The sequence below is a fragment of the Xenorhabdus hominickii genome, from assembly GCF_002632725.1.
Classification (GTDB): domain Bacteria; phylum Pseudomonadota; class Gammaproteobacteria; order Enterobacterales; family Enterobacteriaceae; genus Xenorhabdus; species Xenorhabdus hominickii.
Window position 1 is genome coordinate 413108 of record NZ_NJAI01000004.1, and the last position, 25612, is coordinate 438719.

The 25612-nt window shown below is 41.1% G+C and carries 23 protein-coding genes and 1 pseudogene; 9 read left to right on the plus strand and 15 right to left on the minus strand.

Going from position 1 to position 25612, the window contains the following annotated elements; genetic code table 11:
• Window positions 1–82 precede the first annotated feature (82 nt).
• On the minus strand, window positions 83–2101 hold the full coding sequence (ligA, locus tag Xhom_RS14250; protein WP_069315105.1) for an NAD-dependent DNA ligase LigA: 2019 nt from the start codon (window positions 2099–2101) through the stop codon (window positions 83–85).
• A 61-nt stretch (window positions 2102–2162) separates the two neighbouring features.
• Window positions 2163–3107, minus strand: coding sequence for a cell division protein ZipA (gene zipA / locus Xhom_RS14255; RefSeq protein WP_069315104.1), 945 nt, complete (start codon window positions 3105–3107; stop codon window positions 2163–2165).
• 220 nt (window positions 3108–3327) lie between these two features.
• Here zipA and cysZ point away from each other — a divergent pair, with 220 nt between their 5' ends.
• From cysZ to crr, 5 genes are all read left to right on the plus strand, one after another.
• Window positions 3328–4092, plus strand: coding sequence for a sulfate transporter CysZ (cysZ, locus tag Xhom_RS14260; RefSeq protein WP_069315103.1), 765 nt, complete (start codon window positions 3328–3330; stop codon window positions 4090–4092).
• 134 nt (window positions 4093–4226) lie between these two features.
• Complete coding sequence (cysK, locus tag Xhom_RS14265) at window positions 4227–5180, plus strand: cysteine synthase A (protein WP_069315102.1); 954 nt, start codon at window positions 4227–4229, stop codon at window positions 5178–5180.
• A 439-nt stretch (window positions 5181–5619) separates the two neighbouring features.
• On the plus strand, window positions 5620–5877 hold the full coding sequence (ptsH, locus tag Xhom_RS14270) for a phosphocarrier protein Hpr (RefSeq protein WP_069315101.1): 258 nt from the start codon (window positions 5620–5622) through the stop codon (window positions 5875–5877).
• Between the two features lie 127 nt (window positions 5878–6004).
• Window positions 6005–7732: a phosphoenolpyruvate-protein phosphotransferase PtsI gene (gene ptsI, locus Xhom_RS14275; RefSeq protein ID WP_069315100.1), complete on the plus strand. Its 1728-nt coding sequence runs from the start codon at window positions 6005–6007 to the stop codon at window positions 7730–7732.
• 48 nt (window positions 7733–7780) lie between these two features.
• A complete protein-coding gene (gene crr / locus Xhom_RS14280) occupies window positions 7781–8290 on the plus strand; it encodes a PTS glucose transporter subunit IIA (RefSeq protein ID WP_069315099.1) in 510 nt (169 codons plus the stop codon).
• Between the two features lie 107 nt (window positions 8291–8397).
• On the opposite strand, the gene Xhom_RS36625 is transcribed toward crr, so the two are convergent.
• The 10 genes and pseudogenes from Xhom_RS36625 to Xhom_RS14325 all read right to left on the minus strand — a co-directional run bounded on the left by Xhom_RS36625 (window position 8398) and on the right by Xhom_RS14325 (window position 16964).
• A complete protein-coding gene (locus Xhom_RS36625; RefSeq protein WP_244590783.1) occupies window positions 8398–8646 on the minus strand; it encodes a GNAT family N-acetyltransferase in 249 nt (82 codons plus the stop codon).
• On the minus strand, window positions 8573–9127 hold the full coding sequence (locus Xhom_RS14285; RefSeq protein ID WP_232326218.1) for a hypothetical protein: 555 nt from the start codon (window positions 9125–9127) through the stop codon (window positions 8573–8575). The genes Xhom_RS36625 and Xhom_RS14285 overlap by 74 nt, the downstream gene beginning before the upstream one ends.
• Before the next feature lie 135 nt (window positions 9128–9262).
• Window positions 9263–10144 (minus strand): cysteine synthase CysM, encoded by an 882-nt coding sequence (cysM, locus tag Xhom_RS14290; protein WP_099139779.1) that lies wholly within the window; start codon window positions 10142–10144, stop codon window positions 9263–9265.
• A gap of 132 nt (window positions 10145–10276) precedes the next feature.
• Window positions 10277–11365: a sulfate/thiosulfate ABC transporter ATP-binding protein CysA gene (cysA, locus tag Xhom_RS14295; RefSeq protein WP_069315098.1), complete on the minus strand. Its 1089-nt coding sequence runs from the start codon at window positions 11363–11365 to the stop codon at window positions 10277–10279.
• Between the two features lie 14 nt (window positions 11366–11379).
• Window positions 11380–12240, minus strand: coding sequence for a sulfate/thiosulfate ABC transporter permease CysW (gene cysW, locus Xhom_RS14300; protein ID WP_069315097.1), 861 nt, complete (start codon window positions 12238–12240; stop codon window positions 11380–11382).
• On the minus strand, window positions 12240–13073 hold the full coding sequence (gene cysT, locus Xhom_RS14305) for a sulfate/thiosulfate ABC transporter permease CysT (protein WP_099139780.1): 834 nt from the start codon (window positions 13071–13073) through the stop codon (window positions 12240–12242). The genes cysW and cysT overlap by 1 nt, the downstream gene beginning before the upstream one ends.
• Window positions 13070–14107 (minus strand): sulfate ABC transporter substrate-binding protein, encoded by a 1038-nt coding sequence (locus Xhom_RS14310; protein WP_069315095.1) that lies wholly within the window; start codon window positions 14105–14107, stop codon window positions 13070–13072. Before Xhom_RS14310 ends, cysT begins: the two co-directional genes overlap by 4 nt.
• 356 nt (window positions 14108–14463) lie before the next feature.
• Window positions 14464–15348 (minus strand): annotated as a pseudogene (locus tag Xhom_RS14315) (Dyp-type peroxidase).
• 163 nt (window positions 15349–15511) lie between these two features.
• Window positions 15512–16132, minus strand: a complete 621-nt coding sequence (locus Xhom_RS14320) for an RpoE-regulated lipoprotein (RefSeq protein ID WP_069318373.1) — start codon at window positions 16130–16132, stop codon at window positions 15512–15514.
• Between the two features lie 409 nt (window positions 16133–16541).
• Window positions 16542–16964, minus strand: a complete 423-nt coding sequence (locus tag Xhom_RS14325) for a GNAT family acetyltransferase (RefSeq protein ID WP_069315094.1) — start codon at window positions 16962–16964, stop codon at window positions 16542–16544.
• Window positions 16965–17104: 140 nt separating this feature from the next.
• Here Xhom_RS14325 and hemF point away from each other — a divergent pair, with 140 nt between their 5' ends.
• The 4 genes from hemF (at window position 17105) to Xhom_RS14345 (ending at window position 21545) form a co-directional block, all read left to right on the plus strand.
• Entirely contained in the window at window positions 17105–18013 is a 909-nt protein-coding gene (gene hemF / locus Xhom_RS14330) for an oxygen-dependent coproporphyrinogen oxidase (RefSeq protein ID WP_069315093.1), read from the plus strand.
• 275 nt (window positions 18014–18288) lie between these two features.
• Complete coding sequence (locus tag Xhom_RS14335; protein ID WP_069315092.1) at window positions 18289–19341, plus strand: M4 family metallopeptidase; 1053 nt, start codon at window positions 18289–18291, stop codon at window positions 19339–19341.
• Window positions 19342–19583: 242 nt separating this feature from the next.
• On the plus strand, window positions 19584–20648 hold the full coding sequence (locus Xhom_RS14340; RefSeq protein WP_069315091.1) for a M4 family metallopeptidase: 1065 nt from the start codon (window positions 19584–19586) through the stop codon (window positions 20646–20648).
• Between the two features lie 696 nt (window positions 20649–21344).
• Entirely contained in the window at window positions 21345–21545 is a 201-nt protein-coding gene (locus Xhom_RS14345; RefSeq protein ID WP_069315090.1) for a protealysin propeptide domain-containing protein, read from the plus strand.
• 532 nt (window positions 21546–22077) lie between these two features.
• Here Xhom_RS14345 and der read toward each other — a convergent pair.
• From der to Xhom_RS14360, 3 genes are all read right to left on the minus strand, one after another.
• Window positions 22078–23568: a ribosome biogenesis GTPase Der gene (der, locus tag Xhom_RS14350; RefSeq protein ID WP_069315089.1), complete on the minus strand. Its 1491-nt coding sequence runs from the start codon at window positions 23566–23568 to the stop codon at window positions 22078–22080.
• Window positions 23569–23803: 235 nt separating this feature from the next.
• Window positions 23804–24976, minus strand: coding sequence for an outer membrane protein assembly factor BamB (bamB, locus tag Xhom_RS14355; RefSeq protein WP_069315088.1), 1173 nt, complete (start codon window positions 24974–24976; stop codon window positions 23804–23806).
• Between the two features lie 15 nt (window positions 24977–24991).
• Window positions 24992–25612 carry a YfgM family protein gene (locus Xhom_RS14360; RefSeq protein WP_069315087.1) on the minus strand — a complete coding sequence of 207 codons (621 nt, stop codon included), beginning with the start codon at window positions 25610–25612 and terminating at the stop codon, window positions 24992–24994.

A 25612-nucleotide genomic window follows, 5' to 3' on the forward strand; every position in this document is an offset into this window, starting at 1 on the left:
ATTTACTATTTAAATGGCTACAAATTCCCATTTAGCCAACCAGATCACACTTTCTCAATCACACTTTTAAGTAAAACGCGCATTATTCGCCCAATAACTGGAGCATTTCTTCTTCATCAATAACAGGTATCCCTAATTCATTGGCCTTAGCTAGCTTGGAGCCCGCCACTTCACCCGCTATTACCAAATCCGTTTTCTTGGAGACACTTCCCGTCACTTTTGCTCCTAAGGCTGTCAGTTTATCCTTCGCTTCATCTCTGGATAAACGACTTAATGACCCCGTCAAAACGACTATTTTACCTACTAATGGACTATCAATCTCTTCTAAATCCGGACCTTCCTCTGATTCCCAATGGATACCTATATTATTGACCAAATCGTCAATTACTACCTGATTATGTGGTTCACCAAAGAAATTAACAACATGGCTAGCAACAATGCCCCCCACATCTTGTACTTCAATTAATGACTCTGTATTCGCCGCACACAGCTTTTCCAATGTGCCAAAATATGAAACTAAATTGACTGCGGTAGCCTCACCAACTTCACGGATACCCAAAGAATAAATAAAGCGGGCAAACGTGGTTTTTTTCGCTTTTTCCAGTGCATTAATAACATTTTGGGCAGATTTAGGCCCCATCCGCTCAAGTCCCGTTAATTTTCCGGCAGTCAGACGGAAAAGATCGGCTGGTGTTTTGACATACTCTTTATCTACCAGCTGCTCAATGATCTTTTCTCCCATGCCATCAACATCCATAGCACGACGGGAAACAAAGTGTTTCAGTGCCTCTTTGCGTTGCGCTCCACAGAATAAGCCACCGGTACAACGGGCCACAGCTTCACCTTCGACGCGTTCGATATCTGAACCACAAACCGGACAATATTTGGGGAAAATTACTTCTTGTGTTTCTGTTGGCCTACTCTCATGAACAACACCCACGACTTGCGGGATAACGTCTCCTGCACGGCGAATAACCACCGTATCACCAATACGCAAGCCTAAACGCTCAATTTCATCTGCATTGTGTAATGTGGCATTACTGACCGTAACACCTGCCACTAATACAGGTTCCAAACGGGCAACAGGTGTAATAGCGCCTGTACGCCCTACTTGGAATTCAACATCACGTACGATGGTCATCTGTTCTTGGGCTGGAAACTTGAACGCTGTCGCCCAACGGGGTGCCCTGGCAACAAATCCCAATGTTTCCTGTAATTCAAGAGAATCAACTTTGACCACTACACCATCAATATCAAAGCCTAGTGTCGGGCGCTGCTGTGCAATGTTTTGGTAAAAATTCATCACTTGTTGAGTACCCTGACACAATTTCACTTTGTCGCTGACAGGTAATCCCCATTGCTTAAACTGCATCAAACGTTCGTAATGACTGGCTGGCAATTCTCCCCCCTCCAGAACACCAACACCATAGCAATAGAAAGTGAGTGAACGTTTTGCGGTAATACGTGGATCAAGCTGCCGCAATGAACCCGCTGCCGCATTGCGAGGATTGGCAAAGACTTTATTTCCTGTACGACGGGCTTCTTCGTTGAGTTTTTCAAACCCAGCCTGTTTTATGAATACTTCACCACGGATTTCAACGCGGGCAGGAATACTTTCTCCCTTCAAGCGTAGGGGAATAGCGTGAATAGTGCGGACATTGGCCGTAATGTTTTCCCCCATTGTCCCATCTCCACGAGTCGCAGCCTGCACCAACTCCCCATTTTCATACAACAAACTGACGGCTAAACCATCGAGTTTCAGTTCGCAACAAAAAACTAAATCACGACTGTCTTTCAAGCGATCACGGACACGCTTATCAAACGCCAGATAACTTTCTTCATCAAATACGTTATCCAAAGACAACATGGGGATTTCATGACGCACCTGCTCAAAAGCAGTCAATGGGGCGGCACCAACGCGCTGAGTGGGAGAATCAGGTGTAATCAGTGCTGGATACTGCTCTTCCAGCGCTTTTAATTCTCGCATCAAGCGATCATACTCAGCATCAGGGATCTCTGGTGCATCCATAACATGATACAAATATTCATGATGACGCAATGTTGTTCTTAATTTGTTGATTTTTTCGATAATATTTTCCATGACTTCTCACCAGAGATGAAAAACCCCCGACTGGCGGGGGTTTGATACTAAAAAAGAAGATTTATTCGCTGATGTTGAGCGTACTGCGGATACGCGCCTTATAAAGCTCGATCATTTGTGGTGTAAGCATTTTGCGCTCACCATCTAGCACGACACCACCAACATCAGAAGCGATACGCTGTGCCGCTTGTAGCATCAGCTTAAAATTCTGATTGGAATCGCCGTATGAAGGTACAAGCATAAACATGGACACACCAGGAGTAGTGAAATCAGTCATTTGGTCTGGATCAAATGAACCTGGTTTTACCATGTTAGCCAAACTGAACAACACAGCACCACTACCTGATGGATTCAAGTGGCGATGAAAAATATTCATGTCGCCAAACCGGAAACCTGCCTGCAAGATGCTTTGAAGTAATACTTCACCATTCAGCTCCTGCCCATAATGAGCAGCAACATGCAATACCAGCACGGTTTCTTTTTTGGCTTGCTCAAATTCAGCCTGCGCTTCATTCTCAACTGCTTTTGGTTGCCCTTCAACAGCCGATTCTGCTGCCCCAGCCCCTTTCAAGTTAGCCTGTTCAACTGGATCAAATAGCCCAAGCTGTGGCTCTGCCTGTTGTTCGTTAGCAACTCTTTGTTCATCAACAAATTTCATGTTTGCTGCTGGTTCATCAAATTGTTGACTTGCAAGTAAAGGGTCAGAACCATCATCAGACATTGCTGTTGATGATTCAGGTGCGCGACGTTCAATAACGGGTTCTGTACGATGTTCATTACGAGGCTTTACCGCCCCCTGAGCATTCGACTTTGACGCATTATCAAACAGTTCATCGCCATCATTATCCTCAAGCTCTTCCTGACGCTCCTGTTTATGACGTTTAACTGGGCGATCACGAAAGAGTGATGAACGCTCTTTACGGCTGGTCCACAACCCATGTAATAGCAAAGCTATTATGGCTATCGCACCAACAACGATTAATATCAGACGCAAATCCTGCATCATTGCTATCTCTGTTGTTTAAATTAATTGCCACCACGGCGGAATATTCTTTAGATAAGAGTATTTGTCAAATAAGACAAGTGCAAGTCTCTACCTACTTTTCTTACCATAAAGAGAGATATCCCCTGTTTTTTCGGATGTTTTTTACACACAAAACTACTGGTCAGTAGAAAATCCTGCCTATATCATACCGTCTCAATCATCTAAGAGAGAATAAGAAAATATGACGAATTCGACAAAATTGCCAAAACACTTGGGCGGGTTTCATTATATTATGCAGGGTTGGCAATTAATAACCCGCCCTGGCATTAAAAGATTCGTTTTACTGCCCTTGTTGGCGAATATTTTACTGCTCGGTGGTTCATTTTGGTGGCTATATCAAAAACTAGATAGCTGGATACAATGGACGCTCGATAAAATACCAAGCTGGATGCAATGGTTAAATTATTTGATATGGCCACTTGCAGTTATTTCCATTCTGCTAATTTTTACCTATTTTTTTAGCACACTGGCCAATTTTATCGCTTCACCATTCAATGGATTACTGGCAGAAAAGCTGGAAGCAGACCTGACGGGAACTCCAACACCAGATACAGGTGTTACCGATTTACTCAAAGACACTCCACGTATTCTAAAACGCGAATTAATGAAAATTCTTTACTATATTCCTCGCGCGATTGTTCTATTGTTGCTTTATTTTATCCCTGGTATCGGTCAAACCGTCGCTCCCATCCTTTGGTTTATTTTCAGTGCGTGGATGTTAGCTATCCAATATTGTGATTTTCCGTTTGATAATCACAAAATCAGTTTTTCAGACATGCGTAATATCCTGAGACAAGACAAAATTGATAATCTTCAATTTGGTGCCACGGTGAGTATATTGACCATGATCCCTATCGTAAATCTGTTCATTATGCCGGTTGCCGTCTGTGGGGCGACTGCCATGTGGGTTGATCGCTATCGCGCTCAAAAATTATATCAATCATAAATAACTTAAACAACATAAAATAATAGCCAACTATTCTTTTATAGAATAAGAATAGATTGAAACTTTATTTCCATAAATAAGATGTTAGCGTATGGTTAACCAGTATTTAACAGTATCTTAGGGGCTATAGAATAATGAGCAAAATTTATGAAGACAATTCGTTAACTATTGGTCACACTCCATTGGTCCGCTTAAAAAATTTCGGCAACGGTCGCATCTTGGCGAAGATAGAATCCCGTAATCCAAGCTTCAGTGTCAAATGCCGTATTGGCGCCAATATGATTTGGGACGCGGAAAAACGCGGTATCCTAACCAAAGATAAAGAACTTATTGAACCGACCAGTGGTAATACCGGAATTGCGCTTGCCTATGTTGCGGCAGCCCGAGGTTACAAATTGACATTGACCATGCCTGAAACCATGAGCCTTGAGCGCCGTAAACTGCTGAAAGCGCTGGGAGCCAATTTGATATTGACCGAAGGTGCGAAAGGAATGAAAGGGGCCATAGATAAAGCCGACGAAATTCATGATAGCAACCCTGAACGTTATATACTCCTACAACAATTCAGTAACCCAGCAAATCCAGAAATTCACGAAAAAACCACAGGCCCTGAAATTTGGGAAGATACCGACGGCAATGTGGATGTTTTCGTTGCTGGTGTAGGAACCGGCGGCACAATTACGGGTGTTGCCCGTTATTTGAAAAATACTCGCAGTAAACAAGTCACGATCGTCGCAGTAGAACCCGAAGATTCACCGATTATCAGCCAAAAATTAGCAGGTGAAGAGCTTAAGCCAGGCCCACATAAGATTCAAGGAATTGGTGCTGGTTTTATTCCTGATAACTTGGATTTAACATTAGTTGACCGTGTGCTTAAAATCAGCAATGAAGAAGCAATTCAAATAGCGCGTAAACTAGCTGAAAAAGAAGGCATTCTTGCAGGTATTTCCTCAGGTGCTGCGGTTGCGGCTGCTGTTAAATTATCTCAGGAAGATGAATATAAAGACAAAAATATTGTTGTTATTTTACCTTCTTCGGCTGAACGTTATCTCAGTACTGCACTGTTTGCCGATTTAAACAATGATTGAAAATCACTCGGCGCCATTTTCCATGGTATTGACAAAAAAGCGCCTTAAGGGTGCTTTTTTGTGCATCAGATCAAAGTTTAAAACTTTCCTAGATGATTTATTCAAGTAGCTTTAGTATTTAACCAGTAATTATTTTGATGCACGAAATTAATCGCTAAGCAGGTGTCTAAAGGGCTACTCAATTCAGCCATTACCCAGATAGTGTGTATTAACACTAAATCAACAATTGAATGCATCAAGTGTGTTAATTTTTTGATAGTGGCAATATACCCCTACAGATTTTAAGTTATAGCCAGAAAAGCGATAGCTTAAAAATTACAGGTATACACCGTCTTTCATTATCAATTTAACGGTTGTACAGGTCGAAGTGAATTCAACTAAACTAGTCTCAGAATTCTCTTGGCTTAACAACTAATACTTAAGTTATTGAGGAAATACTATGTTCCAGCAAGAAGTTACTATTACTGCACCAAACGGCCTTCATACTCGCCCTGCTGCACAATTTGTCAAAGAAGCAAAAAGCTTTTCTTCTGACATTACCCTAACTTCAGGAGGCAAGTCTGCCAGCGCAAAAAGCCTGTTTAAGCTGCAAACGCTGGGATTGACTCAAGGTACAGTCGTAACCATTGCTGCTAACGGCGAAGATGCACAACGAGCTGTTGAGCACTTAGTTAAGCTGATGGGTGAATTAGAATAATCGTCCGCTTAATCAAGCCAAACTATTTCATTCAGTTCATCCCCAGAGCGATAAAACCTGGGGATATTTAGAGCCTCCCCCCTGAAGGCGCAATGAAAGGCAATCACCCGCAGTAAGGTCGTATAGTATGATTTCAGGTATCTTAGTATCACCAGGCATTGCTTTCGGCAAAGCACTATTGCTGAAAGAAGACCCCATCACTATAAATCAGAAAAAAATCATTCCTGAGCAAGTAGAACAAGAAATCTCCCGTTTTAAGCTCGGTCGCGATAAATCCTCCGCACAGTTAGAAATCATTAGAGAAATAGCTGAAAAAAATCTGGGTGCAGAAAAAGCCGAAATCTTCGAAGGCCATATCATGTTGCTGGAAGATGAAGAGCTTGAGCAGGAAATTGTTAGCCTTATCAAGAAGAATTTAGCCACAGCAGATGCAGCCGTTTATTCCGTCATTGAAGATCAGGCTCATGCGCTGGAAGAGCTCGATGATGAATATCTGAAAGAACGTGCTGCCGATGTTCGCGATATTGGTAAGCGCTTGCTGAGAAATATTCTGGGGATGCCGATTATCGATTTAGGCTCGATTGAGGAAGAAGTCATCCTAGTTGCCAATGATCTGACTCCATCGGAAACCGCACAACTCAATCTGGATAAAGTACTGGGCTTCATTACTGATTTGGGTGGCCGCACTTCTCACACTTCCATCATGGCTCGCTCTTTGGAATTACCAGCCATTGTTGGTACAACCAATGCTACGAAACAAATCAAAAACGGCAGTTACCTGATTCTGGATGCGGTCAATAACCAAATTTACGTGAACCCATCTGATGCTGAAATCGAGCAATTAAAAACTGCCAAAAGCGAGTACCTGTCAGAAAAAGCCGAACTGGCGAAGCTCAAAGATTTACCTGCTATCACACTGGATGGTCATCAGGTTGAAGTATGTGCCAATATCGGTACAGTTCGTGATGTCATAGGTGCCGAACGCAATGGTGCGGAAGGTGTTGGTTTATACCGTACCGAGTTCCTGTTTATGGATCGCGACACTTTGCCGACCGAAGACGAGCAATTTGAAGCTTACAAAGCGGTTGCAGAAGCGGTTGGCAATCAGGCCATTATTATTCGTACTATGGATATCGGCGGTGATAAAGATCTGCCTTACATGAATCTGCCAAAAGAAGAAAATCCATTCCTTGGCTGGCGTGCAATTCGTATTTGCCTTGACCGTAAAGAAATCTTACATTCTCAATTGCGTGCTATCCTGAGAGCGTCTGCATTTGGTAAACTCCGCATTATGTTCCCTATGATAATTTCAGTTGAGGAAATACGGGAGTTGAAAGCTGAGCTGGTAATGCTCAAAGAACAGTTACGTAATGAAAATAAGGCATTTGATGAATCAATTGAAGTTGGCATCATGGTGGAAACGCCTGCTGCTGCAACCATTGCTCATCATCTTGCAAAAGAGGTTGACTTTTTTAGTATTGGGACAAACGATCTAACTCAGTATACTCTTGCGGTAGACCGTGGTAATGAGCTGATTTCTCATCTTTATAACCCAATGTCACCAGCCGTGTTGAGTTTAATCAAGCAGGTTATTGATGCCTCACATGCAGAAGGAAAATGGACTGGCATGTGTGGAGAACTTGCTGGTGATGAGCGCGCCACGCTGTTGCTCTTAGGTATGGGATTAGATGAGTTCAGCATGAGTGCTATATCAATTCCACGCATTAAGAAAATTATCCGTAATACCAATTACGGTGATGCGAAAGCACTGGCAGAACAAGCCTTAACTCAGCCAACAGCACAGGAGTTGATGGATTTGGTTGACACCTTTACCAGAGAAAAAACGCTCTGCTAAACAAATTAGCCAGAACACGGTCCCATTAAACTAACTAGGAGAAGATTCATGGGTCTGCTTGATAAATTGAAATCTCTGGTTTCAGATGATAAAAAAAACAGCGGAAGTATTGAAATTATCGCCCCATTGTCAGGTGAAATAGTCAATATCGAAGATGTTCCAGATGTTGTATTCGCCGAAAAAATCGTGGGGGATGGCATAGCCATTAAGCCAACGGGGAACAAAATAGTTGCACCTGTTGATGGCACCATTGGTAAAATCTTCGAAACTAATCATGCTTTTTCTATCGAATCTGATAGTGGCATTGAACTCTTCGTTCATTTTGGTATTGATACCGTTGAGCTGAAAGGTGAAGGTTTCAAACGCATTGCTGAAGAAGGTCAACGAGTACAGAAAGGCGATTTGGTTTTAGAGTTTGATTTGGCATTTTTGGAAGAAAGAGCAAAATCAACCTTAACACCCGTTGTTATTTCTAATATGGATGAAATTAAAGAGTTATCTAAAATCAGTGGTTCAGTGGTCGTGGGCGAATCTGTCATCATGCGCATCAAAAAATAACAGAAAAATCATTAAGAGAAATTACGCTCTTTTTTCTGTTGGCAACCTCAGCTAGAGTTGCGCATGATTTGTGAATCGTCGCTGTTTTATCAGGCATATTTATTGATTTAGTCTGATAATACAGAGGCGATTTCCCATTTACCGAATAACTTTAAACCTGCTGCCCGTGCCAACGCAGAAGATGCAAAGTTATCAATCTGGCATCGATACTGCGGTTCATATCCCTGAATATAAGCGTACTTACTGATAGCCCGCACTACTTTTCTAGCATGCCCCTTGCCTCTAAATGATTCCAGCGTCAATACACCAGTATCGGCAATTTGTGCATCCCCCCCAAGGATACATACTGGCAGCACTGACCAGACGTCCTTGCTCAAAAGCACCGAAAACTGCCCAGTGATCCAATTCCATATAAGCATCGTCCAAATCTTGCGCCGAAACAGAGGATTGGAACTGAGAGAAAATATCCCCATCATTTTCTTCTATTAATTGACGCAAAACATCGTCCTGATTTTCCTGCAACAATATATTCTTTTCAGCCTCTGAAAAATAAAAAACATAATCTGCACCATGCAAGGTGATGTCAGCCTTATGCAATTGTTGGCGAAAAATCGATTCAGACATATTTTCTTGATGATAAAGCGCCGATTTTTCGGCCAATTCAGGTGTCAGTACTGCCATAACCTGACCATTGGTCGTTTCCAATACCATAACCCGCTCATCTTCCTCCAAGTTAGCGTTTACAGCGACCGTAAGAAACTCATCACTATAGAGAATATCTCCATTCAACAATGAAGCTTGCCAAAAGCCAGTTATCGCTTTTGAAAATACAGACATATTGCTAACCCTCCTTAGTTAAAATTAAGCAAGCGCACACCGACGCTCACTCTCCTAAGCATGCCGATCAGATTGAATGCTTTAATTGACATCCTGTTATAGCGTCACCCCAATAGATAACAGACGAAAAAACTGTTAATTAAATACCTGAGTAGACAAATACCTATCACCACGATCGCAAATAATCGCCACAATAACCGCCCCCGGGTTTTCAGCCGCAATACGTAACGCCCCAGAAATCGCTCCTCCAGAACTAACACCACAGAAAATACCTTCCTTCTGTGCCATCAAGCGCATTGTGGTTTCAGCTTCCTCTTGTGTAATATCCAGAATTTGGTCCACCAACTCTTTTCGATAAATACTGGGCATATAGCCCGGAGACCAACGACGGATACCAGGAATTTGGCTATTTTCTGCTGGCTGTAATCCCGTTATATTGATTTTTTTTGACTGGGATTTTAGATAGCGGCTTACACCTGTAATCGTCCCTGTTGTTCCCATACTAGAAACAAAATGAGTAACCCGCCCCTGAGATTGCTGCCAGATTTCCGGGCCAGTAGTATTAAAATGTGCGAGTGAATTATCCGTATTATTAAATTGGTCGAGAACCTTCCCTTCTCCATTTTTCTCCATTTCTTGTGCTAAATCCCGCGCACCTTCCATTCCCAGCTCTTTACTGACCAAAATTAATTCAGCACCGTAAGCCCGCATTGATGCTTGTCGTTCAAGGCTCATATTTTCCGGCATTAGTAACTTTAGACGATAACCTCTTACCGCTGAGATCATAGCCAGTGCAATGCCGGTATTACCACTTGTTGCTTCTATCAGAACATCGCCCGGAGCAATTTCTCCGCGCAATTCCGCTTGCCGGATCATCGAAATCGCAGCTCTGTCTTTCACGGAACCCGCTGGATTATTACCTTCCAGTTTGACCCAAATCTCTGCATCAACATTTTCTGTGAGTCGTTGTAATTTTACCAGCGGAGTATTACCTATAAATTCTTCCAAACTTGCCACAGCATTACCTAATTCATATGAGAATGGACAACCAAATAATCATATTCAGAAAACTGTAGCAAGATATTAAACAAAATTCTCTATTCTTCACCATGAAACAAAGTAGGGAATTAATAACAAAATATCATTAAATCAAGCAGACTCAGCCAACCTCAAGGTTTCCAATGGCAAATCTCCTACATACAAACGAGGGCTTACTCCACCAATGAAATAGTAACTTCCCCTAACAGGAATAGACGGATTATCACGCCAGACAACTGACAAAAATTCGTCGCCCCACCCTATTGGTTGGACAGATAATAAAGAAAAATGCCCACGCGGACTTACTTCCACTATTTGTACAGGTAAAGGGCAAGAAGCGGTTTGCTGCTTACTAAGCGTCATATCCCATGGACGAAAAAAGACATCCACATTCCCTTGACGTAATGGCGTCACATTGACTGGAAGGATTTTTCCGCCAACCCAGAGCTGAGAACCTTTAATTTCACCATGCAGTTGATTGACCTCTCCCATGAATTCAAGCACAAAACGACTCTCAGGCTCATTCCATACCTGTTGTGGTGTGCCAATTTGTTCAAGGCTTCCTTGATTCATGACCACTACCCTATCAGCCACCTCCATTGCCTCTTCCTGATCATGAGTGACAAATACGCTGGTAAATTTCAATTCTTCATGAAGCTGACGCAGCCAACGACGTAATTCCATCCTTACCTGTGCATCCAGAGCACCAAAAGGTTCATCCAGCAAGAGGATTTGCGGTTCGACGACCAATGCCCTGGCCAATGCCACACGTTGTTTTTGCCCACCAGAAAGTTGTGACGGGTAACGGTCGGCTAGATGAGAAAGCTGCACCATATCGAGCAATGCCTTAACCTTACTGCGCAAAGATGCACTATCAGGGCGCTGACGACGAGGCAACACTGTCAGACCGAAAGCTACGTTATCAAATACCGTCATGTGGCGAAACAAGGCATAGTGTTGAAATACAAATCCGACATGCCGATCTCTCGCATGTATCCGGCTGACATCCTGACCATGAAATTTTAATTGGCCCGCACTCTGATGCTCAAGCCCAGCGATAATTCTCAGCAATGTCGTCTTGCCTGACCCAGAAGGCCCAAGCAGGGCAATCATTTCACCAGATTCAATATCTAATGAAATTTCGTTCAGTATCTGAGTCCGGCCAAAATATTTACTGATTTTACTGATTTCAATACTCATATCCTGCTCCTGATCTACCCTTGCTGGCGGCTTAGACGCCATTGCAACGCACTTTTGACAATCAAAGTAATAATCGCCATCACTGCCAATAAAGCCGCTGCCGTAAATGCACCAACGGTGTTGTAATCCTGATACAGCAGTTCAACCTGCAAAGGCAAAGTATAGGTTTCACCGCGTATTGCCCCCGATACCACGGACACAGCACCAAATTCCCCAATCGCCCGCGCATTGGTCAACACAACACCATACAGCAATGCCCAGCGAATATTTGGCAGTGTTACGTGCCAAAACATCTTCCAACCAGATGCTCCCAGCAATATGGCTGCTTCATCTTCCTGATTGCCCTGGCTCAACATTACCGGCACCAGCTCCCTAACCACAAACGGGCATGTCACAAATACCGTCACCAAAACCATGCCTGGCCATGAAAACATCAATTGAATGTCATAAATCCCCAACCAGCTTCCCAACCAACCATTTGCACCATAAAACAAGAGATAAAGCAGCCCAGCCACAACTGGCGAAACCGCAAACGGAATATCAATTAGTGTCAGCAATAATTGTCTGCCGGGGAATTGGAAACGTGTTACCAGCCATGCAGTAATCACACCAAAAACCAGATTGATAGGTACGGTAATCAGAGCAATCATCACCGTCAGCCAGATAGCATGCAGCATATCGGGATCGAAAAGGTTTTGAGCCATAATATCCAGCCCCTTGGAAAAGGCTGTTAAAAAAATCCACGCTATCGGAAGCACCAATAACAACACTGAAATAAGGATGCCCGAACCTATTAGTAACCACTTCCCCCAATTTATCGAGAAACGCTGCACTATCCTGTATTCGTGGTGTTTGTATTCGGAAAATTCAGTCATCAATGTCCTCCTATCCGTTTACCAAAGCGGCTTTGCAATATATTGACGCTAAACAATAGTAATAACGATGTAGCAAGGATGACCGAAGCAATCGCGCTGGCAGCCGGATAGTCAAATTCCTGTAGACGAACAAAGATCATCAAAGAGACAACTTCGGTTTGCCAGGCAATGTTGCCCGCAATGAAAATAACAGCACCAAACTCCCCTAAACTACGGGTAAAAGAGAGCACCGTTCCAGCAATCAATGCGGGTGAAACCTCGGGTAAAATAACCCGCCGAAAAGTTTGCCAACGGTTCGCTCCCAATGTCTGTGCCGCTTCCTCATATTCAGGGCCAAGTTCTTCAAGCACTGGCTGCACGGTGCGAACAACAAAAGGCAAGCTGGTGAATGCCATCGCAACAGCAATACCCAACCAAGTATTCGCGACTTTAATATCCAGATTATCAAGCCAAGCTCCGTACCATCCCGTGGTAGAGAACAACGTCGCTAATGTTAAACCAGCAACAGCGGTCGGCAAGGCAAATGGCAAATCCATCAAACCATCAAGTAAACTGCGACCTGGAAATTGATAGCGTGTTAATATCCATGCCATCAACATACCAAAAACCATGTTGAATACGCTGGCAACCGCCGCCGCCAGCAAAGTCACCTTATAAGCGGCAACAACCTGCGGGTTAGCAATTACCTGCCAATATTGTGTCCATGTCATGCTGGAAAGTTGCACCACTAAAGCACTTAAAGGCAATAACAGGATAAGGCAGGTATAAAACAGGCTACAACCCAAACTCAACCCAAACCCGGGTAAGACACGTTTGCTGGATACCCACATTATTTATGCCCTTCCATCAATAACTGATCGAGCGTACCACCCGTGTTGAAATGAATTTTCATCACTTGAGGCCAACTACCGAATTGCTCTTCCAGACGAAACAGTTTGGTTGCAGGAAAACGGGTTTGTTGCGCGTTCATGACATCTTTATCAATTACACGATAATTAAAATTGGCGATAATCTGCTGGGCAGGTGGGCTATACAGGTAGTTTAAATACGCTTTGGCAGCAGTTTCAGTACCATTTTTCTGGACATTTTTATCTACCCAAGTCACCGGAAATTCAGCCAAAATATCTACCGGAGGCACGATCACTTGGTAGTTTTCCTCACCATATTGTTTGCGGATGTTATTGACTTCAGATTCGAAACTAATCAATACATCCCCTATTCCCCGTTCAATAAAGGAAGTCGTTGCCCCACGCCCTCCGGTATCAAACACCGCCACATTCTGCAAAAAACGCTGCATCAATTGGCGAATTTTTTCTGGCTCCTGCGGGGTTTGCTGTTGAAAAGCCCCCCAGGCAGCCAGATAAGTATAACGGCCATTACCTGACGTTTTTGGGTTTGGAAAAATCAATTTCACGTCATTGCGCACAAGATCATTCCAGGTATGAATATGTTTAGGATTATCTTTACGTACCAAAAAAGCCATTGTGGAATAATATGGAGAGCTGTTATTCGGCAAACACTGCTGCCAGTTGGCGGGAATAAGATTGCCGCGATCGTGCAAAATCTGGATATCCGTGACTTGATTATAAGTGACTACATCCGCCTTCAACCCATGTAAAATTGCCAACGCCTGTTTAGATGAACCTGCATGAGATTGTTTGATGGTCAACTTATTCTGTGGATACTGCTCATTCCATTGCTTCTCAAATTCAGGATTCAAGCTCGAAAATAATTCTCGCGCAATATCATAAGAGCTATTCAACAACTCGACAGCCAAGGCATTGGTGCTATAAGCATTGAGGCTGACCAAAAGTGATAGGGTAGCCAACCCGCTCAATGAGTTATTTTTTATTGCCGCTATCTTCATCCAACACCTTACCTATCACGCGATTTGACAATGATTTCTTCTACTGTATCCAGAATATTTATAACAGGGTAGTTTACTATCCTCTGTTTTATATACCGAATTTTTATTAGAAATGATGAAACGCAATAAGATGCAGAAAATGTAAGGATATAGATTTGCAAGTGGGGGGAGCGATTGAAAGGAAAATATATCTTGTGACAGGCAATTTGAACCAGAACCGTACACAGAAACCAGAACATATACACAGTATCTGGGGATTTTAAACACAGCCCTGATTCAAAATGATCAATCAATAAGTCACCCAGGTGAATAGATAATCCATAAACAACAGATTAAAAGATAAAGACTTATCAATATTAAAGTGTTTGTAGCTGTGTCAATGAAGGAGCAAAGTAGTAACTCCCGTCACCGGTTTACTCATTCTCAATAAATCATCATGCTTACCATCCAACTCACCAACTGCTGTTCGATGTTATGTAAGCAAGCGCAATATGCGATAAAGAACAAACCATGTTTACCGCTGGCTGTACCATATGGCAAGCTTCGACGTAGAATTGCCAGTTCTTCACCATTCTCCTCAATAACGACACGTGAAACATGGGAAATCTTATTACGCACGTGTTCTTCCAGCTCGATACTCTCTTTTTTCGTACGACCGATCATCTTTTCCTGTTCTTCGTCAGAAAAACGCTGCCATTTGTTCAAGTTATGCTCATAACGCTGAACTAATACGTAGCTGCCATCCTGATCATGGCCTTCTGAGATTAAGGCAACCTCTGCACATTCACTACCTTTAGGGTTTTCAGTACCATCAATGAAGCCACTAAGATCCCGCTCTTCAATCCAACGAAAACCGTGAATTTCTTCCTCAACCTGAATAACACCATCGAAAGCGAACAATGCGGCCTGTGCCAGAGAAAAATTGATATCATGATGCAGTGACTGAATTTGAATAAACATGTCGCGCTGTGTTGCGGGGGCCAGACTTTTCCCTAATGGTTGAAAAGGCTTGAGTTCTGGCGCACTGCCCCATTAGACAGTATTTGCCATACTTCAGAGCCAAACGCCACCACAGCTCCCAATTTAGCATCAGGAAACTGTGCTTGCAGCTCAGATAAAGCCTGACAAAATACTTTACAACCTTTGCGCACTGCTTCCAGTTCAGTGCGTTGGATCAGTGCTTCGATAAAAATGCCAAAACAGCTATGCTCTAATAAAATACCACTTTGTGCATAAGTCATGTTTCTTTCCTTACTATGCTAATAGACGAACAGGTGCTAATGGACGAACAGGCTAAAGTAAATGGATTAAAAATGAATTCTGCTCACTATAATAAAATATTTTTTATTATAAAAATGGATAAAAAGAAATTTTTACTTTTAAAAATTATTTTTTAAAATTTTATCATAATTTCCAAATGATACGTGAAATTTTCCAATTCTTGAGAATATCATCAGAAGGCATTAATCCTTCAGGGCCGTCCCAAATTCCAGTAAATACATAGCTGACATGCTGACTTTGCGGGGCAATACAACTCACTGAGGGTTGTATGGTGAAATCATGGGAGCGGTGGCATGCGCCAAATGCTTTGCCATACAGTTCAGAGAAAGATGTTCCTATTTTAGCCCCCCAAACCGTTTTAATATCTTCGTCCAAAACGTCAATGCGATTCACCTTGCCATTAACCAAACCATGAAATTCTAGTTTTACCTGATCGTCTTTCATTCCCTGAATCACACTGATTAACTTACCGTTTTGCATTTCCATACCATTACGCAAACGATATTTACCTGCTAAGCCTTGCTCAATCGCCGCTTGAGTCATATCCGTCTGTTGATTGATTCCACCTATTCCTTGTGCCGACATACTCAAAGAACTACCAAGCCACTGAAAAGGTGATAGAGAAGACCATGAAAACTCTGTGTTTCCCGCACAGGCAGTCAACAACAATGAGCATCCCACCAAACTGCTAGCTGCTGCAACTCGCTGTTTAGAAAACAAATTAAATATAAAAAATTTATCCATCGCTGTTTTTACCTTAGCTTCTATAGGCTGTAACTTAAATCTATCAGACCCACACTCACAAGAAAAATTCATTTGTAAATACAAAAAACTTTCATCAACAAAAAACTCTCCAAACATGTTAATAATAAATTTATTTTAAAAAAATTTAATTATCTTTTAACCACTCTCAATTCGTGGAATTAAAAGGCTAATCCGAATTATTCATTCCCGAACACTTTTATTTAAAGGTAAGCATGGAATATAATCAAGTTAAAATTATTAATGCATCTGACTTTAAACTTATTTCAATAGTAATTTGGGGAAAGAAATAATTTATCAAGAAAAATAAAAAACATTCTCTATACTCCTTATCTTTCAAGTTGCAATTTTGTTAATTTAAGCTGCAACTTGAAATCTATTAGGTATATACTTAATCAATAATTAAACGCTTGCTAAAAATAGCACTTTCCTGCCCTAAATAATCATATTCCATCTTTTCACACATACAAATCGTTGCATCATTTTCTTCCGGAACCATGATCAAAATACTCGGACAACCTCTTGCCAATAATTTTTTCTCCAGACGAGAAATCAACGCATTAGCTATTCCCCTTCCTCTGAATTCAGGGTGAACGCCCAGATAATAAGCATGACCACGATGCCCATCATAACCACCCATCACTGTACCAACCACTTCTCCCGTAACTTCAGCAACCAAAAATAAATCAGCATAATGGGTCAGCTTACGCTCAATATCTATTTCTGCGTCATCACTAGAACCAATCAAATCACAGCGTTCCCAAAGTGTGATGACGGCTTCAAAGTCGTCTTGCCGAAATACCCTAATTTCCATAGTTAGCCAGCCTACATAATAAGCAATTGAATCAACGTTAATTATCACTGCTTTTATTTTGGAATCAATATGAAAATGCGTTTACTCATGCTAACAGGTATACTGCTGATTGCCATAAACTAACCAAAATGAAAGCAGAAATGAACATACCTAATATATCTCAAGTTAAGGATTTTTTCCTCTCATTGCAGGAGCAAATCTGCAAGCAACTTGAACACATTGATGGTCACTCAACCTTCATGGAGGATTGCTGGCAGCGAGAAGAAGGTGGTGGTGGACGCAGTCGCGTATTAACAGCAGGCAACGTTTTTGAACAAGCCGGTGTAAATTTCTCCCATGTCACGGGAACTTCACTACCTCCATCTGCCACCGCCCATCGTCCTGAGCTAGCCGGTCGCAGCTATCAAGCTATGGGTGTCTCCCTCGTTATTCATCCATTGAATCCCTATATCCCAACCAGCCATGCAAATGTGCGTTTCTTTATAGCAGAAAAAAAAGGAGAACTCCCTGTATGGTGGTTTGGCGGTGGTTTTGACCTCACGCCTTATTATGGATTCAAAGAAGATGCTATTCATTGGCATACCATTGCCAAAAATTTATGCCACCCCTTTGGCAATGACATCTATCCCAAATATAAAAAATGGTGTGATGATTATTTTTTTATAAAACACCGAAATGAACCACGTGGCATTGGTGGGTTATTTTACGATGATTTAAATACCCCCGATTTTGATACTTGTTTTAATTTCACACAAGCCATAGGTAATGGTTTCTTATCTGCTTATCTACCGATTGTAGAAAGAAGAAGACATATGGCTTGGAGTGATCGTGAGAGGCAATTCCAATTATACCGCCGAGGTCGCTACGTTGAATTCAATTTAGTTTGGGATAGAGGAACACTCTTTGGCTTACAAAGTGGTGGAAGAACCGAATCAATATTAATGTCTATGCCGCCATTAGTTCGCTGGGAATATAGTTATTCTCCAGAACCGGGTTCTCCAGAATCAGACTTATACACCTCTTTTTTGATAAAAAAAGATTGGGTGTGACAACTAATAACAGAAAAAAAACCAAATAAACTCCGAGTTAAATCGAGGTTGAAAAAAATCCCCCAGTTACATCACTAATGGTGTAATTGGGAGAGCTATCTATTTTAATCACTATATATATCAGAACACTGATAAAATTCTTTATTATTTTTCATTAGCAATACCCTGCCATAAAAAGTCAATATTTGAACTAATGACTTACTCATCAATTACAGCTAGCATTCATCTGGGCCCAGAAATAAACACAACATCTAACAACAAAAAAGGGTATTAATATGAACGATAATCAAATTAACAAATACAGCTTAATTCCTCCATTTGTCTTGGAACAGATCTCTGGCAACTGTGATAATCATACTAATCAATATGTATTAAAGACATTAGATCATATTTATCAATTAATGGACACTGACATAGAAGAAACCATCACTCAACAGAAAGATGAAGCAACCAATGATGATAAATTAAATCGTACTATCTATGATGCCAGAAATAAGGAGGAGTTTCCGGGAGAAAAATTATCTCGAAGTGAAGGCATGTCTGAGGATACGGATATTTATGTTAATGAAGCTTATGATTATCTTGGAAAGACTCATGAATTCTATAAAAAGATTTTTGGCCGTAATTCACTCGATAACTACGGACTAAAATTAGTTGCCACAGTACATTATGGTAAAAACTATTTGAATGCATTTTGGTCTAGAAAACAAATGGTATTCGGTGATGGCGATGGACAATACTTTAATCGTTTTACTTCTTCCATTGATGTTATAGCTCATGAATTAACCCATGGTGTCATTGAAAGCGAAGCAAAACTTCATTATGCCTATCAATCTGGTGCCCTAAATGAATCCATCGCAGATGTATTTGGCATCATGGTGAAACAATATTTCGATAATCAAAAAGCCGACGAATCTAATTGGTTATTAGGAGAAGGTTTACTAGGCCCAAAACTTAATCCAGATAATAAACCCGACCTTGCTTTACGTAACTTTATTCATCCAGGAACCGCTTTTCCCGGAGATAGACAAGTGGGACACATGGACAAATACGAAAAATTACCTTTCACAATAGATAATGGCGGCGTTCATATATTCTCAGGGATTCCTAACAGGGCATTTTATTTAGTGGCAATTGAGCTGGGAGGCTACGCCTGGGAGCGAGCAGGAAAAATATGGTACGAAACGTTATTAGATGAGCAATTATCTTCAGATGCAGATTTTGAGGATTTTGCCAAATTGACTGTTGAAAATGCTGAGAAATTATTTGACAACCAAATTTCAAATATTGTCAGTAACTGTTGGAAAAAAGTCGGAATTATAATTTAAAAAAATCAGGTTAAATTAACATTAACACAATATCAACCAATACTTAAAACAGTAATATTAAGATAAATATGGATTATTTATAATATAGTCAAGGATGACTCTTTCTTATATTTACAAATTAATGTTTTAAGTTACCCCTTAATCGCTTTCCATTAGTAGAAAATACTACTATTTTGATTAATAATTAATTCAGGATCTAAAAATAAAAACATGCACAACATCTAAAAAGCGGGGGTACTATTATGCTAAACAATCAAAATAAATTAAACAAATCAGGTATTATTCCTCCTTCTCTATTGGAGTATATTGTTAAAAATTGCAATCAAAGCGATAAGGCTTATATATTAAAAACATTAAACCATGTTTATAACCTAATGAGCAAACCCACTGAAATTGGTAGTTTAATCGATGAATATAAACCAGGATTTGATAGTCAATTAGATCGAACAATTTATGATGCTGAACATCAGGATAACTATCCAGGAAAAGCATTAATTCTAAATGAAGGTATGAATACAAGTACTAATACAGCAGCTAATGAAGCTTATAATTATATTGGTAAGACATATGAATTCTATAAAAAAATCTTTGGTCGTAATTCAATTGATAACCAAGGCCTTAAGTTAGTTGCTACCGTGCATTACCGAACAAACTATGTGAACGCATTCTGGGATGATCATCAAATGGTTTTTGGGGATGGCTATGCTCCATATTTTAATTGCTTCACCTCTTGCATTGATATTGCCGCACATGAATTAACTCACGGGGTAACTGAATGTGAAGCAAACCTTGATTATGCTTATCAATCCGGTGCACTAAATGAGTCTATCTCTGATGTGTTCGGTATTATGGTAAAGCAATACGCAAACAACCAAAAAGCCACTGAATCTGATTGGTTGATAGGTCAAGGAATATTTGGTCCAGCACTTAATCCAAACAATAGCCCTGATATTGCTTTACGATCATTGAAAAATCCGGGCACAGCTCATCCTACAGATGATCAAATAGGGCATATGGATCAGTATCAAGACTTACCTTTTAGAGATGATAACGGAGGCGTTCATAAATACTCAGGAATTCCCAATAAGGCATTCTATTTGCTGGCAACATCACTAGGCGGTTATTCATGGGAACAAGCCGGGAAGATTTGGTATGAAACATTATTGGACAAACGTTTATCCAATAAAGCTAGTTTTGATGATTTTGCAGCATTAACCGTTAACAATGCAGAGAAATTATTTGGTAAGCAACTTTCCATTGCTGTAATTGATGCTTGGTCTCAGGTTGGGATCCTGCTTAATCAATAAAAAATATATTTTAATAGACTTCAAATTCCAACATCGCCAATAGGTAGCAATTTAAAATATAAATTTATTTTTTCATTAAAAATATATTCAATGTATTTTTATCAATAAAGCACCAATAAATGGTGCTTTATTGATTTTTATCAAAAAATGCATACCCAATGAATTTAGAGTTGCAGCGTGACGGCAAGATAACGAATCTCCGAGAGCATGACTAACAATGTAGCTGAGGTTAATGATACGATATCTTGTTACAAACAGCACAATGATTGGTTGTTTGCAAAGAAAATCCTTAATTAGTGGAATAGAGGCCGAACATTTGTAATGTTAACGAATCGGAACTACAAGCATGAACAGAATCCGTGGTAAGCAACTCGATATGCGAAAAAGAGTCACATTTTTTCTGGCAGGAACATAGAATAAGTCAGCCCCTTGCTCTTTGATTAAAAATTAATCATACTGTTATTTAGAATCTATCCAAGTAGATGTATATTCTTGCAGTTAGTTTGAACACGGACTGAGCGCAGAAACTGGAGCATACACGTAGTACGCGAGAATTTTGAGTACAGCCCAGGTTCAAAATGACAAATAAAATAATCTAATGGGATAGACTCGTAGTGACTAGCGCGGTTAGTTTGGTTAATATTTAAGCCACATAAATTTTAAACGAACGAATTAACGCACAAGCAGGGTATAATTATGCAAGATAGTGAAACAAGAAAACACAATATAATTCCTCCTTATCTTCTGGAACATATTGCTAAAGGTTGTGATGAAAATGACAAAGCGTGTATATTGAGAACATTAGAGCACGTTAATAAACTCATGAAAGATTCTGTTAAAGAGGACGCATTAAATCCAAAAGACATAAATTCTATTAATAAAAATAAAGGAAATTAAAATTAGTAAATAAATCGTCGTCTTTATCCTTGCAATATTCATATTAACAGCAAAGGAATAAGGATGTTCCTTTCTTTATCCATTTTCATTCATAAATATTAATAATCATTAACCAAACGAATTTACGCTTTTTTTGCAAAAAAATATTTTTTCATTAGACTAAACACTGTGAATATAAACATGTATTTAGATAAAAAATAAATAACAATGAAAAAATATATATTGCTAAAATTAAATTTAACTAAATTTCACACAATAAATACTAACAAACTAATAAGCTTAATTTATTATCAATGATATTAAAGACATTAATTTAATAAATAAATTCCTAATATAACATTAGGCAATAAGTTAAAATCCTATACCCATCATCTTTCAAGTTGCCGCTTTGTTGGCTACATTCACTCATCCCAGTCACAGTAGTTATAAACATAGAGTTAGCTATGCTTCTGGGAATTCGTTTCCAAGGCATCAGCGCTGCATCTTGAAATCCATTGGGTATAGTCTTTTGTTTATTGCATCATTTAAATCATTAACGCTTCTTCAAATGTGACATTAAGCGTTTGCGTTTACGAAGCTGTGTAGCCGTCAAGTTATTTTTCTTACCTGCGAAAGGGTTAGCACCTTCTTTAAATTGAATACGAATAGGTGTTCCCATCACGTTTAAAGAACGGCGGAAATAATTCATCAAATAACGCTTATAGGAATCAGGTAAATCGGTCACCTGATTGCCATGGATTACAACGATAGGTGGGTTGTGTCCGCCAGTATGAGCGTATTTCATTTTAACCCTACGACCACGGATCATCGGCGGCTGGTGATCATCTTCTGCCATACGCATAATACGCGTCAGCAGCGAAGTACTAACGCGTCGCGTCGCACTTTCATAAGCTTCCAGTATTGATTCAAATAAGTTGCCAACACCACTACCATGCAGCGCAGAAATGAAGTGAACACGGGCAAAATCAACAAAGCCAAGACGCAAATCCATCATATCTTTAACGTGATCTCTATCTTCCTGACTCATGCCATCCCATTTGTTGACCGCAATGACCAGCGAACGACCACTGTTAAGAATAAAACCAAGCAGAGAGAGATCTTGATCAGAAATACCTTCGCGAGCATCCACCACCAACAGAACAACGTTGGCATCCTCAATGGCCTGAAGTGTTTTGATAACGGAAAACTTTTCAACGGATTCGGTCACTTTTCCACGTTTACGAACACCCGCCGTATCAATCAGGATATATTCACGATCCTCACGTTCCATTGGGATATAAATGCTGTCACGGGTTGTGCCCGGCATGTCATAAACGACAACGCGCTCTTCACCCAAAATACGGTTAGTCAATGTGGATTTACCCACATTTGGGCGACCAACAATCGCAAGTTTCAGAGGCAGGGTGGTTGGATCAAAAGCCTCTTCCTCTTCTTCCAACTCTTCAGCTTCAAGCTCAGCCTGTTCCAGCTCAGCCCAATAAGCTGCATTAGCCTCTTCTTCTGTTAACTCAACTTCTTCTGTTTCTTCTTTGTCGGAAAAAGGAAGCAACACACGCTCAATAAGCTGTGTTACTCCACGGCCGTGCGAGGCAGCGATGGAATAAATATCTCCCAATCCCAGAGAGTAGAATTCAGCAATAGAGGTATCAATATCAATACCATCAGTCTTGTTTGCCACCAAAAAGGTCGCCTTTTCACGGCTGCGCAGATGTTTGGCAATAGCATGATCTGCCGGCATCATCCCCGATCTGGCATCAACCATGAATAGAACAATATCGGCTTCTTCAATCGCCATCAGAGATTGCGCAGCCATGTGTGTTTCTACGCCATCTTCTGTACCATCAATACCTCCGGTATCAACGATGATAAATTCCTGTCCTTCGACTTCTGCCCGTCCATATTTACGATCTCGGGTTAAGCCAGGGAAGTCCGCTACCAGCGCATCTCTGGTTCGGGTTAAACGGTTAAATAAGGTGGATTTTCCAACATTGGGGCGCCCAACCAGCGCAACGACAGGTATCATTTTTGATGCCTCATGACTAAATTTAAATCGATATCCTGCTGGCAGTGATCCACTCAACATCGTGCACCACAACAGGATACTAAAAAGACGAAACGGCCCCTGTTATTGTCAGGAGCCGTATAGTTTCGTGTTATACCCTTCATCTTTCAAGTTGCCGCTTGTTGATTAACTGCTCAGCAACTTGATATCTATCGGGTATATATAACATTACATATCGTTAAAACACGTTCTGGTATTAGCGAGTATATAGGTAAACCGTCCCATCCTTCGCTTGTACCATCAGTTTATCGCTGGCAACAACCGGACGACTCAACAGGCCAGAACCATCAACCTTATTCTGAGCGACAAATTTGCCATCAGCGATATTCAACCAATGAAGGTAACCTTCGCCATCTCCAACAACCAGATAACCATTATACATTTCTGGTGCGGTCAAATTACGGTGCAAGAGATCACTTTGTGCCCACAATGTAACACCATCACTCTTGCGCAAAGACAAAATACGGTCATCTTGGTCGACAATAAAAATATTGTCACCCGTTACAACCATATCGTTTACAGAACCTAAATCACGTTTCCAGATGATTTGAGCAGAACGCATATCCATCGCCACTAAATTGCCGTTATAAGCAATGGCATAAATGGTATTGTCAGAAACAACTGGCGTCATATCAACATCATTTAAGCGATCAATTTCAGTAGAGCCCGTTACCTGAGAAATGCGCTGCTGCCAAATTAACTGTCCTTGTGAAAGCATAACGGCATTGATTAGGCCATTATCACCACCGACTATTGCTGCACCATAGGCTACAGCAGGGGCTGATTCACCACGAACGGATAATGAAGGTGTATCCATGTTAACTGACCAAACAATACTACCATCAGTTTCATGTAACGCCTGCAACATACCATTGCCGGTATGGATCAGAACAAGCCCATCACTCACAACAGGGCGAGACAAAGCTTCACCTGCAACCGTTGATTCCCATACAACTTTACCGTCCGTTGTATTCAGTGCGATGACTTTTGCCTTTTCCGTACCGACATACAGACGGTCACCAGATACGGTCAGACCACCAGAGAGCAATGCCGGCAAGCGTGATGATAGCAGGCCTGCATTTTCTGATAAATCCGTTGCCCACAGCTCCTTACCGCTATCTATATCAAGGGCTTTCACAACCCCCTTGCGGTCAGCAACGTAAACCGTTGACCCCTGCCAAGCTGGTGACAGGTGGGAGTAATAGCTTCCAACGCCACTCCCAACAGATTTATCCCAAACCACACGAGGATTGAAGTGATTTTCAACCTCCGGCAGCGGTGACATCGTTACCGTGTCCTGTTCGCTTGAGCAGCCCGCCAGCAGAACAGAAGCAACCAGCCCAACCAAGAGTGTTTTTCGCAGTTGCATTAGAAGTTAGCTCCCTTAGTTGGATAAGTTATTAAGTTTAATTTTGACAAGATCTTTCATTGCCGGAGGACCATCCAAGTCGAGCCCCTTGGAATAAGCAGCTCGTGCGCCAGCAATATCCCCTTTTTTCGCCAGAATATCCCCACGGATCTCTTCTGACACGGACAACCAGCCTTTACCTTTAACCTGTTCCAGCGTTTTCAATGCAGCATCTGTTTTATCTTCTGCCAATTGAACCCGAGCCAAACGAAGGCTGGAAAGAGACTGCATATTTTCGTCCTTGGCTTTGCCTGATGCCGCCAGCAAACTTTTCTCTGCCTGAGGCAATTCATTCTGCCCTACTGCATGTTTAGCTAGTTCCAACTCAGCCATCACGCCATAGATATTATTCGTTTCATTCGCGAATTTCTCTACGGCAGCAATGCCTGCTTTCGAATCCGACGCCAGCGATTTGTTCAACGTTTCAAATGTAACTGCCGTCTCATACAATTGATTTGTCTGATGAGTCTGCCAGTAACGCCAACCAATCAGAGCACCAACGCCCAACACCAAACCAACAGCGAGGTATTTACCGTTGGTGACAAAAAAACGCTTTATTGCATCAACTTGTTCAGTTTCAGTGGTATAGACTTCCAC